The sequence below is a fragment of the Bacteroidia bacterium genome, from assembly GCA_016218155.1.
GTDB lineage: Bacteria > Bacteroidota > Bacteroidia > Bacteroidales > GWA2-32-17 > GWA2-32-17.
Genome location: JACREQ010000034.1, coordinates 84405 through 101530, shown reverse-complemented (window position 1 = coordinate 101530; position 17126 = coordinate 84405). Strand labels below are relative to the sequence as shown.

General features: G+C 33.0%; 11 protein-coding genes. 2 read left to right on the top strand and 9 right to left on the bottom strand.

Annotated elements, in window-relative coordinates; translation table 11 throughout:
• Positions 1 to 203 precede the first annotated feature (203 nt).
• The 7 genes from HY951_06170 to HY951_06140 all read right to left on the bottom strand — a co-directional run bounded on the left by HY951_06170 (position 204) and on the right by HY951_06140 (position 13210).
• The gene (locus HY951_06170) at positions 204 to 767 is read right to left on the bottom strand and encodes a hypothetical protein (GenBank protein MBI5539626.1); all 564 of its coding nucleotides are present in this window, start codon (positions 765 to 767) and stop codon (positions 204 to 206) included.
• A 102-nt stretch (positions 768 to 869) separates the two neighbouring features.
• Positions 870 to 1286 carry an RDD family protein gene (locus HY951_06165; protein MBI5539625.1) on the bottom strand — a complete coding sequence of 139 codons (417 nt, stop codon included), beginning with the start codon at positions 1284 to 1286 and terminating at the stop codon, positions 870 to 872.
• A gap of 128 nt (positions 1287 to 1414) precedes the next feature.
• Positions 1415 to 1834, bottom strand: coding sequence for a hypothetical protein (locus HY951_06160; protein MBI5539624.1), 420 nt, complete (start codon positions 1832 to 1834; stop codon positions 1415 to 1417).
• Positions 1835 to 1946: 112 nt separating this feature from the next.
• On the bottom strand, positions 1947 to 3926 hold the full coding sequence (locus HY951_06155) for an OmpA family protein (GenBank protein MBI5539623.1): 1980 nt from the start codon (positions 3924 to 3926) through the stop codon (positions 1947 to 1949).
• A gap of 11 nt (positions 3927 to 3937) precedes the next feature.
• Positions 3938 to 4891, bottom strand: a complete 954-nt coding sequence (locus HY951_06150) for a type IX secretion system membrane protein PorP/SprF (protein MBI5539622.1) — start codon at positions 4889 to 4891, stop codon at positions 3938 to 3940.
• A 25-nt stretch (positions 4892 to 4916) separates the two neighbouring features.
• Complete coding sequence (locus HY951_06145) at positions 4917 to 11846, bottom strand: gliding motility-associated C-terminal domain-containing protein (GenBank protein MBI5539621.1); 6930 nt, start codon at positions 11844 to 11846, stop codon at positions 4917 to 4919.
• Positions 11847 to 12205: 359 nt separating this feature from the next.
• Positions 12206 to 13210: a hypothetical protein gene (locus HY951_06140; protein ID MBI5539620.1), complete on the bottom strand. Its 1005-nt coding sequence runs from the start codon at positions 13208 to 13210 to the stop codon at positions 12206 to 12208.
• Positions 13211 to 13426: 216 nt separating this feature from the next.
• Between HY951_06140 and HY951_06135 the strand changes: the two genes are divergently transcribed.
• Both HY951_06135 and HY951_06130 read left to right on the top strand, forming a co-directional pair.
• Entirely contained in the window at positions 13427 to 13819 is a 393-nt protein-coding gene (locus tag HY951_06135) for a hypothetical protein (protein ID MBI5539619.1), read from the top strand.
• 33 nt (positions 13820 to 13852) lie between these two features.
• Positions 13853 to 14458: a hypothetical protein gene (locus tag HY951_06130; protein ID MBI5539618.1), complete on the top strand. Its 606-nt coding sequence runs from the start codon at positions 13853 to 13855 to the stop codon at positions 14456 to 14458.
• Between the two features lie 86 nt (positions 14459 to 14544).
• Here HY951_06130 and HY951_06125 read toward each other — a convergent pair whose 3' ends face one another.
• Together HY951_06125 and HY951_06120 are read right to left on the bottom strand one after the other, a co-directional pair.
• A complete protein-coding gene (locus HY951_06125; GenBank protein MBI5539617.1) occupies positions 14545 to 15633 on the bottom strand; it encodes a glutaminyl-peptide cyclotransferase in 1089 nt (362 codons plus the stop codon).
• Positions 15615 to 17084 (bottom strand): cysteine--tRNA ligase, encoded by a 1470-nt coding sequence (locus HY951_06120; protein ID MBI5539616.1) that lies wholly within the window; start codon positions 17082 to 17084, stop codon positions 15615 to 15617. Before HY951_06120 ends, HY951_06125 begins: the two co-directional genes overlap by 19 nt.
• Between the last annotated feature and the right edge of the window lie 42 nt (positions 17085 to 17126).

The window sequence follows — 17126 nt, the reverse complement described above, 5'->3', positions numbered from 1 at the left end:
TCCGCTGTAATCTCATATTGTTTTAGGTTTTCATTTGAAAAAATATTACGCCTATCTCTAGGTGTTTTAAGAAATTATTATTAAAAAAATGTTGTTGATATAACGCATCAATATAGCATATTAAAGGGATGGCCATGATTATAACTTTAACTCATAGGAATTCTATATTCCTGATATATTAATAGTACTTTTTAATCCTCATATTATTTTTCACTAATTCTAACATCAGAAAGAGTTTTAAGCACCGGGCAATTGTAAATATCTTTTGCATCGCTTTTACAAAAACTTCTTTCCAGTTTTGCACAAAGTACGTTGTTATAATTTGTGCCCATACGAATTGTTAAATTACACGAATCGCTTGTTATTGTTGAATATTTCATCTCATCATCATATTCATCATCTTTATCAAGATAATTAAAATTGTGATCCAAATCGGCATTACCGTTTTCAATATAACATTTTACACGTTTAATGTTCTTCTCAATTTTATATTTTATAGTTGAATAATTTATTCTTTGTACCACTAATGTATAACAGACATTATCCTCCCCGCATCCGGTAAAGGATATCTTTTTGTTCAATGGTAATTTAACTGGAATAAAAGCTGTATCGTTGCCTATAATTAATAAGCTATCAATAAACTTTAAGTCTTCTGAGTTATACTCTTTAATGTCTTTTATAAACTTTTCGGAATATCGGGTTGAATCTTTAAAGATAGTCTTTTGTATATTTATAACATTGTTTACAATACTATCTGATTTCAACATTGCATTATTTTTTTGCTCATATGAACAACTAAAAAACACAAAGACAATAGATATAAATATTATACTTTTAAAGCAATGCATTTAATAAATTTTATACAATTACTATAAAGATTTCTTTTCTATTTCAACAACTTTAGTTTTGGTAAATTTATCGTGCCAGCCTGAGTTGTCTGAGCCTAAAAACGAAAATGCTTCAAATGGAATAAATCTGCATAGCGAACGCAAAAATATAGTTTTAAAATCTGGCTTTTCTCCGTTTTCATCTACTACTTTTGTTCTTGTAATATATTTGGCCATGGTCCTTCCTGTAAGAGCTTCAAAGGTTGTATAATAAATCATACCCATAATAAAGCCCAAAAGATATTCGGTAAACATATTCTCCTCGGTAATGCTATCAAAAAGAGAAGGTGAATAAAATATAAGAAATATCCCTAGTATAAAACCAACTGTTAAACTAAAAACATAAAGAAAAGCTAAATCGAGCAGATAGTTTGATAATCTTTTTCCCTGACTTGCCATTTTAAAGCCATAACCCTGAACAACATCATTAATTGGCGTGTTTTCTTCATTGGTTATCATAACTATTGTTATAATTAAAATATTAAGTGTATATTTTGTTATAATAACATTAAAATAGAATTTTAGTGTTATTTGATATTTTCAATAACTATCCTCTTCTTTACCCCTCTAGTTACAATATAATCTAACTGCCCTGTAATTAAATTACAATCCGGGGAGTCGCTGCAGGTTAAAGAATACTTAACATGAAAATCTGTTGAAGGAATACGTACCCATAACAAACTAACTTTATTCTCTTTAATTTTAGCATCTGCACCAGAGGCATCTTCAACTTTTAGGGTACATCCTTCAGGTACATTTTCAACTAAACGTGCAAATTTGGTTAAATCAATAGAATCGATTGCTGTAACTTTAACGCTAACATCTACCGCCAGCTCATCATTTTTTATTTTTTTAATTATTCGGGTAACAGCAGTCTTATTTGACTGTGCATAACTAACATTAAAAAGAAAAAATGTTGTAATAAACATGAAAAATATTCTACTCATATCGGGTCAATATAATTTTAACCAAATATAAGGAATTAAATAATTCAAAATAATATAAATAAAAGAATCCGATATTATTATCGGATTCTTTTATAATTTGTAATTTTTCTTTCTATTTATGAACTTTAGTAACTGTAAATTCTGTTCTTCTGTTTAACTGATGTTCAGTATCTGAACAATTACCATCGGGACAATCAATCCTTGGTTTAAACTCCCCGTATCCCTTTGCAGAAATTCTTTTTGAGACTATTCCCTTAGAAATTATATAACCTACTGCAGCCTCTGCCCTTTTCTGTGAAAGCGATTTATTATACGGATCTGTTCCTCTGCAATCTGTATGCGATCCTAATTCTATATCAATTTCTGGATTCTCTTTTAAAATATTAACCAGCTTGTCTAATTCTACCGCAGCATCTGGTCTTATATCCCATTTATCAAAGTCATAATAAATATTTTCAAGTACAAACGATTTATTTTCAAGAAGCTTGTCTAGAATAAACTCCACATGCACTGTATCATTTACAACACTGCATATTGCTGATATTTCTTTTTCCTGCTTTAAATAACCTTTCTTTGATGCTGTGATTCTATAACTATTATTGCAATCGGCTTTCTCTACAAATAAACCATCTTTATCAGAAATCTTATCATCTGTTTTGTTCTTTGTTATATTTTCAATTTTTATTTCAGCTCCGGGTAATAAAGCAATTGACTTGCCATAAAGCGAGGTCTTTACAGTTCCAACAATTACAATTTTTTTGCCAAAATAATATATGTCATCTTCCCCTTTTCCGCCATCGCGATTTGAAGATAAATAACCAGCAATATCGGGCTCGGTAAAATACGGTTGAAAATCATCTCTTGGTGAGTTAAACGGGTATTTCATGTTTTCTGGAGTTGTCCACTTATCGGCTATTCCTGTTGATCTGAAAATATCAAGACCTCCCACACCTCCAAATCCATCACTTGAGAAATATAACGCACCATCGCTTGCTATAACAGGAAAGGCCTCTTTTCCTTCGCTATTTATTATGTTTCCTGCATTTTTGGGGCTACTCCAGTGACCGTCGGGTAATTTGCGACAATAATAAATATCGCTGTTCCCATAACCACCCGGCATATTAGAAGCAAAGTACAAAATATTTCCATCCACAGAAAGTGCAGGATGACCAACTGAGTATTTATCCGAATTATTATATTCAAATGCCGTTACATTTTCCCAATGATTGTCCTTAAGAATTGCTGTATAAATCTCTAACCTGTTTATATATTTATCGGGATTTGCAACTTCAACCCAACTAGTAGGATCACTGTTTGTAGGTAGCGATTTTTCCTTTTGCATCTTTGTTAAAGTAAAATAAATAATGCCTGTTTTACTATCAAAAACACCTGGTCCATTATGAAATGAACTATTTATACCTACTGATAAATCAGGAAAAGAAGATGTATTATCTTCTTTAATTCCAGAAATATTAAAGAATCTTAAGTAAGGATTTCCAGTCCACCCAAAGTAATCTTCTGGCTTATAAACAACACCTTCTTGTTTTCTGTCTGAAGAAAACATTAATCCGTTTTTATAAGGAATAAGTCCAAAATCAGAATATTCTGTATTCAGATTCTGCACATTAATTACTTCATAAGCAAGTGGCTTTGCTATCCACTCCTGAGCAATTTCACAGGATTTTATCCATTCATTTACTTTTGCAGATCTCTCCGGAAAAAAAGATTCAAACCTTTTATACTGGTTAATCGCATTCTCATAATCACCCGAAGACTTTAATGAGATTGCATAATTTAGCATTTCATCGGGAGAATACACTGTAAATGAATTAATTTTTGATAGCCATTTCTGAGCAGAATTCAAATCGTTCATCATCATATAACAATGTGCTATATCTTTTATATCAGTTTCTTTTCTTGGAGTAATTGATTTAAATTTTGAAGAATATAATGAAATGGCCTGAGCATACTGAAAGTTGTCTTTATATTTTCTTGCCTTTTCCAGTTTCGACTGAGCAAATAACGTTTGAACGCTAAAAAGCAGCAAGAAAAATAAAACAACATATACGGTGGATTTTATTTTTGTTTTCATGACTTTTGTTATTAGAAAAATCTTGGAGTTAACATTCTGGATTGCGGTTTCTGAGGAAAATAATAACCCAGCATTACCTCATGTCCCGGAAAATCCTTTAACGCAGTTAATGAAAAAGTATACGCATAACCTATTCTGAATTTATTTGTAATATTTACTTCTGTCATCAACACTATAGCATCTCTGGTTCTTAAACTTTTGTCGAGACTTTTATTATTAAAAATGTCTGCACCAGTTCTAAATGTAGCACCTAACCAATAACTGTTTTTGAATAAGAAAAATGATGTAAGATCAATATTTGTAGGTGCTTTAAAATCTTCTTTTATAAGAAAACTTGGCTTATATTTAAAATCTTTACCTAAATCAAAAACATAGCCAGCTGTTAGATAATAATGTTTTACCTGACCTGCTACAAGTAATTCAGCACTTTTCTTAACATCAGCAGTTAAATCAGAAATCGATAATCCTGAATAAAACTTTTTTGTGTATAAAAAAACACCAAATTTAGAATCAAATCTGGTTGTAGTTACAGTACCTGCGGGAATTGCCGGATCGTTTTGATATTGCTCATTAAGCATTCCTCCATTTAATGTAAAATAAGATGCTCCCATAGAAATCCCAAAAGACAATCTGAAAATCTGGCTTAATCTTAATTTATAAGCATAACTAGCAAATACACCTTTTTGAGATTGTGCTCCAAGCTGGTCATTTGTTATATGCAAACCTATTCCCATATTAGAAAATAGCGGACCTTCAATACTTATTGACTGATTTATAGGGGCACCATCTAATCCTGACCATTGTGAAGAATATATCCCATTAACATTTACAACTCCTTTTGTTCCGGCATATGCAGGATTTAATACAAGTTGATTAAAAATATAATGGTTGTATTGAGCATTTTGTTGTGTGTAACCATATCCGGCTATCAGCAACATGGCTAATGTATATAAAATTGTTTTCATGATCTTCATTTTTATTTGTTATAAATTATCTGAGAATTGTAACATATCCGTTAAAAGTGCGGTACTCATCACACATATTAACTTTTAAAAGATAATAGTATGTTCCTTCAGCTAACTGACTTCCATCCCATTCATTTTGATAGTCTTTAACCGTTAACACCTCATTACCCCAGCGATTAATAATTGTTAATTGATTATCTGGATATAACAATATATTATCAATTTCCCAGCGATCATTTATACCATCACTATTCGGCGAGAAAGCATTTCTGATAACTATCTCTTCAGAAACATCTCCAGGAACAATTGCCTGACTAAACAAACTTTTACATCCATTTTCATCAGTTACTGTTAAACTATATTCACCTGCATCAAGTCCGTAAAGTTGAGACTGAATACTTCCATTTGACCATAAATATGAATATGAACCCGTTCCACCAGTAACTTCGACATTTATTGATCCATCCTTTCTTCCGATACAATTTGCATCAGTTGCAGATAATAATTCTGTTTTTATTGCACTTTGTTCTTCTATTGAGAATAATGTACTACTTAAACAACCTTCTGAATCATATACCGAAATAGTATTTGACCCTGCAGGTACACCGGTTAATGTTGAATTGCTAACTGCTGTTCCATTATTTAACTCATAGGTATATGGCGGAGTTCCTGACGCAACCTGAACTTCAACAACGGCATCATTTATTCCATTACATTTATTTCCTGAAATAACATTATAAGAAAACTCTACTGGAGCTAACTGAACAATGTTAAGTTCAAAAGGTTTGCTATTACATCCTTTAGCATCATTAACTATAACACTAAACGGTCCGGCAGACAAACTTTCAAAAATATTTGAGTTCTGAAAATTCTGTCCGTCTAACGAATATGAATAAGGAAAAGCTCCACCTGCAACATTTACTACAACGGTGCCATCAGATGATCCAAAACAACCAATATTTGTCTGATTAGCATTTACAGCTATTGGCTCCGGATTAATTATAGTTACAGGATTTGATGAGGCAATACAATTATGCTGATCGTACACAACAACTTCATAATTACCACTTGCTAAACCATAAAAAAGATTTGAACTTTGAGCTAATGTTCCATTTAAACTATAGGTATATGATCCTGTACCACCATTTGCATTTACAATAATAGCCCCATCTAAAACATTGTAACAGGATACCTGCTCGGTAACTACTGCTGATGCATGAAGAAGTGCAGGGTTTGCAATTGATAATGGCAGTGCACTTGCAAAACAATTATTCTGATCATAAACATTAACAACATATGAACTACTTGCTAGGCCAGAAAAAACATTTGAAGTTTGTAATGGTCCACCATTTAACGAATAATAGTAACTTCCCGACCCACCAATTGCAGAAACAGTTATCTGACCATCGCTTGAGTTATAGCAAGAAACCTGATCAGAAATTACTGAAGTAGCTGTTAGTAACTCCGGATTTGAAAGACTTATTGCCTGAGTATTTGCAATACATATGTTTTGATCATAAACACTTATTATATGTGAACCCGGACCTTGATTTGAAAAAACATTTGATGTTTGTACAGGTCCACCATCTAAACTGTAAGAATAATATCCTGTTCCACCATTGGCGTTAACAGTAATAACACCATTTGCTAAATTGTAACAGGAAATATTTGCAGTAATAAAAGCATTTGCCGACAACAATGGAGGATTTGCAATTTGATAATAAGAAGAACCTGCCTGACAACCATTCGCATCGGTAACATTAATCACATAATTACCACTTAATAATCCTGTAAAAGCATTTGAAGTTTGAGAATTTCCTCCGTTAAGAGAATAAGAATATGCACCGGTTCCACCCATTGCAATTACTGTAATATAACCATCATTGGAATTGTTACAAGTAACCTGAGAAGAGCCATAAGCACTTGCAGAAATTAAAGCAGGATTTGCAATCTGAATTGACGAAGTTCCAGCTAAACATCCATTCTGGTCAGTAACATTAATAACATATGACCCGCTAAACAAACCCGAGAAAATATTTGAACTTTGAGAAGATCCTCCATTAAGCGAATAAGAATATGCACCCGTTCCACCACTTGCGTTTACCGAAATTACTCCATCACTAGAATTGTAACATGTAACCTGAGGACTACCATGAGCAGTTAATGTAAGTGCATTTGGATTTGCAATTTGTATCGAAGGTGCTATTGCCAAACAACCATTCTGGTCTGTAACATTAACTACATAAGAACCACCCGATAAACCATAAAACTCATTTGAACTCTGTGCAACTCCACCATTAAGTGAATATGAATAAGCACCTGTTCCTCCGGTTGCTATTGCAATAACAAGTCCATCGCTGGAGTTGTAACAGGATACCTGAGATGACCCTTCAGTGCTTAAAGATAATTGTGGAGGATTATTAATATTAATAACATGAGTTCCAGTTAAGCAACCATTCTCATCTGTAACATTAATCAAAAAAGAACCACTTGATAAACCTGAAAACACATTAGAACTTTGAGGAGTTCCACCGTTAAGTGAATAGGAATAGGATCCGGTTCCACCTGTTACGTTTACATTTATTACTCCATCACTTGAATTATAACATGAAACCTGTGAAGAACCTTCAGCATTTGCAGTTAATAGAGTTGGATTAACTATTGCAATTCCATCAACACCCGCCATACAACCATTCTGATCGGTAACACTAATCACATATAAGCCACTCAATAGTCCCGAAAACACATTAGAACTTTGGGAAGTACCATTATTTAACCAATAAGTATATGAACCGGTACCTCCATTAGCACTAACAGTAATTACCCCATCATTTGAATCAAAACAAGAAACTTGAGCAGAGCCTACAGCAGATACAGTTACAGGTTTTGGATTATCAATAAAAACTGCATTGTTTAAAGAAACTGAACAACCATTAACATCAGATACAATTATTGAATATGAGCCATTTGGCAATCCCGAAAACGAATTTGAACTTTGAGGAGTTCCATTATTTAAGGTATATGAATAAACACCTGTACCACCATCTGCAGAAACTGTTATCTCTGCATCGCTATAATTGTAACAAGATACCTGAGCAGAACCAACTGCTGAAGCAGTAAGTAAATCTGGATTTGCTATTACAACCGGAGCACTACCTGAGGCAGAACAACCATTAATGTCTACTACAATAAAATTATAAGAGCCTGCAGGTAGTGCTGTAAAAACATTAGACCCCTGAACATTCCCACCATTTATAGAATATGAATATAAGCCTGTACCACCATTTGCAGAAACAGTTAATAAACCATCATTGTAATTATGACATGATACCTGATATGAACCAACAGCAGATACAGAAAGCAACGCAGGATTTAATATTATTATTGGAGATTCTACAGTAGCAGAACAACCATTAATATCTGAAACAACAATATTATAAGTACCTGATGAAAGCCCTGAGTAAGAATTAGAGGTCTGAGCATTTCCTCCGTTTAATGAATATGAATAGGCTCCTGTTCCACCTACTGCCGATGCAGTTATTGAACCATCGCTTGAATTATAACAAGAAACCTGAGAAGAACCTGTAGCTGAAACAGTAAGTTGAGCTGGATTTAGAATAACAATTGGTGCACATGCTAACGACGGGCAGCCGTTTACATCATAAACCATTACACTATAAGAACCTGCAGATAGACCAGAAAAAATATTTGAACTTTGAGCAGATCCACCATTCAAAGTATAAGAGTACGATCCGGTACCACCAAAAGCCGAAACGGTAATTGTACCATCGCTTGCGTTAAAACAAGAAACCTGAGAAGATCCAACTGCTGTAGCAGAAAGAAGCGGAGGATTTGATATTATAACAGGAACAGCCGATGATACAGAACAACCATTTGCATCATATACTTTATAATTGTAAGTTCCTGAAGATAGTCCGGAAAACACATTGCTTATTTGTGCCTGTCCGCCATTAATTGAATAAGAATAAGCTCCGGTTCCGCCATTGGCAGTTATTGTTAAAATTCCATCACTTGCATTATTACATGATACCTGTGAAGAACCAATTGCAGAAGCAGAAAGCAACGGGGGATTTGTTATAACAATTGGTACACCTGCTAAAGCAGAACAACCGTTTGCATCAAAAACAACTACACTATAGGAACCGGCAGAAAGACCAGAAAAAATATTTGAGCTTTGTACAATTCCACCGTTTATTGAATAAGAATATGCCCCTGTACCTCCGGTTGCTGATGCTGTAATTGATCCGTCACTAACATTATTACACGACACCTGAGATGATCCTGTTGCAAATACTTTTAGCAATTCGGGATTCGAAATAGTTATTGCCGAAGTAACCGCTGAACACTTAAACTGATCCATAACTGTAATAATATATGTACCACTTGTAAGACCATTAAAAACATTGGAAGTTTGGGCAAGTCCTCCGTTTAATGAATAAGAATAAATGCCTGTTCCACCTGAAGCAATTACAGTAATATATCCATCGGCAGAATTATTACAAGAAACCTGAGAAGAACCTATAGCTGTTGCTGTCAACAATACCGGATTTTCAATAATAATTGAATTCACCAAAGTGAATATGCAACCATTTGCATCAGTAACAACATAACTATATGACCCTGCTGAAAGTCCCGAAAAAATATTTGAAGCTTGAAAAACTCCTCCGTTTAACGAATAAGAATATGCGCCTGTTCCGCCTGAAGCAGTAATTGTTATTGAACCATCACTGGCATTATTACACGAAACATGAGAAGATGATATAGCTGACGCTGTCAATAATCCAGGATTTGATATTATTATTGAAGAAACTGACGAAGCAACACATCCGTTTGCATCAGTAACAATATAGCTATAAGAACCAGCAGTGAGTCCTGAAAAAATATTTGAAGCCTGTGAGGTTCCTCCGTTTAATGAATAAGAATATGTGCCTGTTCCGCCTGTAGCAGTAATTGTAATAGAAGCGTCGCTTGAATTATTACATGATACCTGTGAAGAGCCAGTAGCTGTAACTGTTAACAATGCAGGGTTTGATATTACCAATGGAGTAGCTGATGAAGCAGCGCATCCGTTTGCATCAGTAACAATGTAGCTATAAGTGCCGGCGGTAAGTCCTGAAAAAATATTTGATGTCTGAGAAAGCCCACCATTTAAAGAATATGAATATGCACCCGTTCCACCTGCAGCAGTAATAGTTAAAGACCCATCACTTGCATTATGACATGAAACCTGAGACGATCCTATAGCCGAAACAGTTAATAATGGCGGATTTAAAATTGTAATAGATTTAGTAGCCGCACTACATCCATATGTATCATATGCATTAATAATATAACTTCCAGCCAATAAACCTGTAAAAACATTTGAGCTCTGAACTGGTCCACCATTTATGGAATATGTATAACTTCCTGTTCCACCAATAACAGATACGGTTATAACTCCATCATTGCCGTTATAACAACTTACCTGCACACTTCCGGTAGCAGAAACAGTGAGTTGCGGAGAAACAGTTACTGTTACCTGAACACAACCTGAATTTCCGCAAGAATTTTCCCAGCTGGCATAATATGTAGTAGTTTGTACAGGAGAAGGTATTGAAAAATTATTGCCAGAACCTATTAATGTACCATTACAACCTCCGGTATACCAATTAAGTGTTGACCCCGAACCACCATTTGCAGAAAGTATTATATTACCGTTATCTTCAGCACACACAATATTTCTGTCAACAGATGCAGAAACAGGAGAAGAAGGTATTGGGTTAATTGTTATATTGGTAGTAACCGACTTTGGACAATTGTTAGTAACAAATGAATATGTAACTGTATAAGTTCCCGGGTTACTTGATCCAAGATTTATTTCACCTGTTAAAGAATTAATACTTAATCCTACTGGACTAGAACTATATGTCCCACCAGAAACACCTATTTGGTTAACAAATGACATTCCTGCTCCACAAAGAGGAGAATCATAACTAATAGTTGCAGTACCTAAATCTAATCTTACAGGAATAGGTCCAACAAAATCTCCCAAAGCTGCAGTTTCTGAATCAGAAGCTTTGGTTTTTACCATTATACTTTTAACACTTATCCCTAAACAAGGTTCAACATAACCAAAAAAAGCAGTAAGGTTAATTGCTGCTTCAACAAACTGGAAGGGACTATATGAATTATTCCCAAAAGCACCAAAAGGAACCGGTTCCGAATTAATATTTGTTATAGCAAATGCAACATTTGCAGGTATTACTTGTTCAACATATTTGTATCCTGTTCCAACTGGTTTCCAAAAATACATATGAACAGTAGCATTACTACCTCCATTACTATACTCCATTGAAAGTACAATATCGTTAACAGTTCTTCCACTATTTGTACCAGCTGAATTAAATCCAAAATTTGCAGTTCTTGTTAAAGTATTTTGTAAAAATTCAAAATCTATATAACTGGTACCATTTGTTGACAATCTATCACCTGCAACAATTAACCATGTATTATTTGATGCATCCGCAGCCAAATGATATAATGCATTATTAATATCGTTTTTGCTTGATGCACTTGAATATGACCACGTCCAGGTATTTGGATCATCATTAAATTTTCCTCCCTGAAAAGTCATATCAGAACTTGTGTTAAAATCATCATATACAAGTTGTGTTCTGGTTGGGTCAACAGGTGTTCCGTTACTATTAAGTACAAAACTCCCTCCTGTTCCCAATGTCCAATCTCCAACTCCAGATATAGGTGTATTAGATTGTAATCCACCATCTATTTGAAAGCCACCAACTGGTATTAATGTTGGAGCTATCTGGGCTTGTGTTTTAATATTTATTAATAAGCCCGCTGTTATTAAAAGAAAAGAAATCAGGCTAAGTCTGTAATAATTAGAGATCTTACGCTGATTAAATTTCTGATTTAGTGAGTAAATTATATTTTCCATAGTGTATTTTTTTTACTTTATTTAGAATGATTCTAAATGATTTGATTCGACAAAAAAATATAGTGTTCTGAAAATAAGGTTTTTGTGTTTACTTTTTTATTAAATATTTTCCTTATTCTTATTTAGACAAATTTAATATAAGAAAGAGCTAAAGTCAAACTTTGGGGATTAAACTTTAAATTAATTTGACTAACGGATTAAATTAAATGTCTAAAGCACACTTTCTATTAAACTAAATAAACCCCTGAAAAAATTCAGAAAATTATTCAACTTTAATTAATCACAGTTATAAAGCAGATCTTAGGTTGCTTAGCCAATTCATTGCAATTTTAAAATACTAAAATAATTATTGAAGGATTTTATGAATTTTTTATTTTAAACTCAAGCTCATCTATATATTTAAAATATTTTTTAAAAACCTGATACCTCTGCTTTTCTGATATACCACTAATTAAAACAGACTTTTTTATTATTGCATTCATCCATTGCAATGTTTCTTCGCAATACGAATCATTAAAAGTTGACATTGTACTAAATGTAAAATGTCCAAGGTAAACACTTTTTAAACTACCAATATTAACGTAAACACAATTGTTAGTAATTTCCATGTCGCTAAAGTAGAGCTGAAAATTTTGTTCCTTATTTTCTGTAGTGTCTAATTTTGTCCCCTTTTCGGCTTGCCTCTGAATAATGGTAATTTCATTTCTTAATTCTTCACATATCTGTAATGCATCATTCTTATGTTTAAATTTTCCTGCTTCCCAAAAATACTCGATTTGTTTAATTGTACTGTGAATTGTAGTTTCTGTCCATATTTCAATGGAGGGAATTTTAAAATATGCTGTAGCTATTTTCTTGCTAAATTCAGCTAACTCATTATTAATATTTTCTGTATCAAATTTCTCAAATTCTAGCTCAGGAACATTCAGTATAGTTAACATCCAATAAAACATTTTAAATGATGCAAGTATAGGATGGTTATAATGATGAAAAACCGGAATATCCTCACAAGCATAAATTATTTGTTTCTGGCTTGAATTTTCAATTGTTTTCATGTCCTGTAAAAGCTTTTCGAGATATTCTTTAAAACATGAAACCCTTGGTTCTAACTTAGAATAAGTAAAAGTGACTGATGTATTCTCGGTTTTGCTAAAAGTATCAAATGTTATATTAAAATGATCGCATAATTTTATTATTTCATCAATACTTAATAAAGTTTCACACCTTATTCTGCGATAAGCACTATCTGTGCTTGTTTCGAGTATATCAGATAATTCATTAACAAGCGAACTTGATGCTGGAATAAGATCTTCAACCTTTCTCAGAAATTGTGATTGCTTTTGCAAGACATTGGTTTTCTGCATTATTTTTTATGTTTTAAATAAATCTACCCACTAATATTTGCAATAAATACAACTTTTTCGGTTTTATTTGCAAATTATGCAAATGTATCTTATTAATGCAACATAATTATATTTATTACCATACTTCTTGCAAATTTCTACAAAGAGGTATTGATTTTCAATTTTTACTCAACCTATTGCTAGTTTACCTTTGCTTCATAATAAAAAGTTAAAAAAATGACAACAAAAATTAAAATCATACATTGGTTACCTAGAATATTATGCATTCTGGCGATACTTTTTCTTGAATTGTTTGCTCTTGATTCATTCGACAACAGGCTCACTTTGGGTCAACAGCTATTGGGTTTTATAATGCACTCTATTCCGGCATTAGTGTTAACTGGAATATTATTCCTTGCATGGAAAAAAGAATTTATTGGTGGAATAATTTTTATTTTAATAGGTGCAGGATTTTCTCCATTTATATACTCAAATAACTATGCAATGAATCATTCAGTTTGGATTAGTCTTTCTGTTATACTTTTGCTTAATCTTCCATTTATAGTAACAGGAGGATTATTTATTATTAGTAACACAGTTAAGAAAAAAGCAGCTAAAGTTGCAATATAAAAATTAAATAAATTACTTTAAAATAAATCTAAAATGAAAAAATTATTTTATATTGGAATATTGTTACTAACATTAATTAGTGTTGGTAATGCACAGGTAACTAATAACGATAATTCAACCGAAACACAGGTACACAAAGTTCCTGAAGTAAAAATTAACAAGGACGAATGGGAAACATATTTTATGCCGGGAGCTGTTTTTCATGTTTATGTTCCTGAAATGCAGGATAGTTTAGGGTATTTTACAGGAATGTCGGTTGAATATTTAATTGCAGCATGGATACATAAAAACGAAAACAGAGGACCGAGCCATGGAAGAATATATACAAAAGTAAATTTTATGAAAAGTTCTAAAAAGGACATTAAAGATATCTTTTATTGGGCAATTGGTCTTGACTTATCGCTTGAACGTAACCCAACCAGAAATTATCTTATACCATATTTTGGTTTAGAGTTTGGAGATATGTACCAGAGTCAATTAGGGAATATTGTTACAATTACACCAACACTTGGAATTCACCTTTATACATCACAGAATTTATTTGTAAATTTAACCGGTGGTTACGTTTATCCTTCAAAACATCTTGAAGAATTAAGAGGATATACAGCTCAACTTGGAGTTAATTTTTCATTGTGGTAGTTCTTTTAACCTTTAGCTCAATTTAGCTCATCGGGGTTTACTCACTGTGGTCGTGAAAGTGTTGTAATTCCAATGAAAATAACAAACTATTTTTTAACAATTTGCACTTCATACATCTCAGGCCAGTATTTTCCTGTAAGGAATAATCGTTTTCCCTTCACATCCCAAGCAATGCCATTAAGTACATCAACATCACGATCTTTAATTTTTGTTTTATCTAACAATCCCGACAAATCTATTTTTCCGGTAACACAACCTGTATTTGGATTAACAATTACAATATTATCGGTTTGATATACATTTGCATAAATCTCGCCATTAATCAATTCAAGTTCGTTTAACATACTCACAGGACCTATATTATCGTAGACTTCTATTCGTTTAATTTCGCTAAAAGATTCGGGCGATAAAACATATAAATTATATGACCCGTCACTCATAATTAAATTCTCATTGAAATTTGTTATTCCCCAGCCTTCAGTACCAAAATCAAATTTATTAATAAGTTTAAATGTTTCTTTTTCGTACTCATAAGCAACATGAGATTGCCATGTTAACTGATAAATATGATTTTTAAAAATTACAATACCTTCTCCAAAAACATCCTGCGGAAGATTATAGCTCTGAATAAGTTCATTATTTGCCAATTTATACTTTAAAAGCATTGATTCACCATACTGTCCGGTACCTTCATACATAAATCCATCTTCAAATATTAACCCTTGAGTATAGTATTTCTGATCGTGAGGATAACGTTTTAAAATTTTATAGGTATATTGTTGCGGAACAATGTTTGATCTTAAAATTACCGAAACACCATTTGTGTACTCCACCCCTTTAACCCAAGCATTAATAATTACTCTGTTATTTCCTGCTTTTGCCGAATCTGTTACTAATGAAACCGGATCGTTTTGTTTTTTCCCATTCAAATAAACAGAAACAGAATCAGGTTTTAACCCACCGGGAATTTCGAAAGCTGTAGAAATTTTCTCACCAATTGTAAACACTGCAAGATTTTTTGGACTGCTAATAATCAATTCTGTTTTATTATTAGAAACTACAGAAGTATCATTATTATTTGTTAAATCTGTATTATCTCCATTACAAGACCATTGAAATAAAGCAAAACAAATAACACCAATAATTATTAAATAATTTAATTTTTTAGTTTCCATTCAAAGCCTTCTTTAGTGTCTTTTATTTCTATGCCTAATGCTGTAAGTTCATTTCTTATTCTGTCACTTGCTTCAAAATCTTTACGTTTTTTTGCCTGAATTCTTTCATTCAATAATAAGTCAACAACGTTCCCAAGTATTTCGTTACCCGCCGAAGAAGACTCTGCAACCAAACCAAGAATATCGAAAATAAATTCGTCGAAGAGTTTTTTAGCTGCTTCAATATTGGCTTTGTCAAATTTTTCTGTACCTGCCAAAGCTGAGTTAATGCCTTTAACCAATTCAAATAAATTTGCTATAACAATTGGAGTGTTAAGATCATCGTTTAATGCATCCTGACATTTGTTACGAATTTCCTGAACATTAATCGTTGAAGCTTCAGATATAGTAATTTTTTCAATATTATTATAGGCCTCCATCATACGCTCAAATCCTTTCTCGGCAGCTGTCAATGCTTCGTTAGAAAAATCAAGAGTACTACGATAATGTGCCTGTAAAATAAAAAATCGAACAGTCATTGGACTATATGCCTTTGTAAGCACGGCGTGTTTTCCTGTGAATAATTCCTCAAGTGTAATAAAATTACCAAGCGACTTACCCATTTTCTGACCATTAATTGTGATCATATTGTTATGCATCCAGTAACGAACAGTTTCTTTTCCAGATGCAGCAACAGATTGTGCAATCTCACACTCATGATGCGGAAAAAGTAAATCCATCCCGCCACCGTGAATATCGAATTCTTCGCCAAGATATTTTGTACTCATAGCAGAACATTCAAGATGCCAACCAGGAAAACCATCACCAAAACGTGAAGGCCAGCGCATAATATGCTCGGGTAATGCCTTCTTCCAAAGAGCAAAATCAAATGAGTTTTTCTTTTCTCCCTGTCCATCCAGATCACGCGTATTTGAATATAGATCATCTAAAACACGACCAGAAAGTTTTCCGTAATGATATTTTTTTGCATATGCTTCAACATCAAAATAAACAGAACCATCTCTTTCGTAAGCGAATCCGTTTTTCTCAATTTCATCAATTAGCTGCAACTGCTCTATAATATGACCGGATGCACGTGGTTCTATGCTTGGTTTTTTCACATTAAGCATATCCATAAAAGTGTGGTACCTGTCTGTATAGTACTGTACAACTTCCATTGGCTCCAACTGCTCAAGCCTAGCTTTTTTTGCAATCTTATCATCGCCTTCATCAGCATCATTCTCTAAATGTCCAACATCAGTAATGTTTCTTACATAACGTACTTTATTTCCAAGGAAAACAAGATATCTGAAAAGTATATCAAAAGTTATTGCAGGTCGTGCATGACCAAGATGAGGGTCTCCATATACTGTTGGACCGCAAACATAAATACCCACAAATGGAGGATTAAGAGCAATAAATTCTTCTTTCTTTCTATTTATTGTGTTGTAAATGTGTATATTTTGACTCATTTTAAATTTAATTTCTAAATTACAAGCCACGAAATTACAAAA

Coding starts and splice junctions, on each gene's coding strand:
- HY951_06170 (MBI5539626.1), bottom strand. CDS start 767: ATGTTGAAATCAGATAGTATTGTAAACAATGTTATAAATATACAAAAG.
- HY951_06165 (MBI5539625.1), bottom strand. CDS start 1,286: ATGGCAAGTCAGGGAAAAAGATTATCAAACTATCTGCTCGATTTAGCT.
- HY951_06160 (MBI5539624.1), bottom strand. CDS start 1,834: ATGAGTAGAATATTTTTCATGTTTATTACAACATTTTTTCTTTTTAAT.
- HY951_06155 (MBI5539623.1), bottom strand. CDS start 3,926: ATGAAAACAAAAATAAAATCCACCGTATATGTTGTTTTATTTTTCTTG.
- HY951_06150 (MBI5539622.1), bottom strand. CDS start 4,891: ATGAAAACAATTTTATATACATTAGCCATGTTGCTGATAGCCGGATAT.
- HY951_06145 (MBI5539621.1), bottom strand. CDS start 11,846: ATGGAAAATATAATTTACTCACTAAATCAGAAATTTAATCAGCGTAAG.
- HY951_06140 (MBI5539620.1), bottom strand. CDS start 13,210: ATGCAGAAAACCAATGTCTTGCAAAAGCAATCACAATTTCTGAGAAAG.
- HY951_06135 (MBI5539619.1), top strand. CDS start 13,427: ATGACAACAAAAATTAAAATCATACATTGGTTACCTAGAATATTATGC.
- HY951_06130 (MBI5539618.1), top strand. CDS start 13,853: ATGAAAAAATTATTTTATATTGGAATATTGTTACTAACATTAATTAGT.
- HY951_06125 (MBI5539617.1), bottom strand. CDS start 15,633: ATGGAAACTAAAAAATTAAATTATTTAATAATTATTGGTGTTATTTGT.
- HY951_06120 (MBI5539616.1), bottom strand. CDS start 17,084: ATGAGTCAAAATATACACATTTACAACACAATAAATAGAAAGAAAGAA.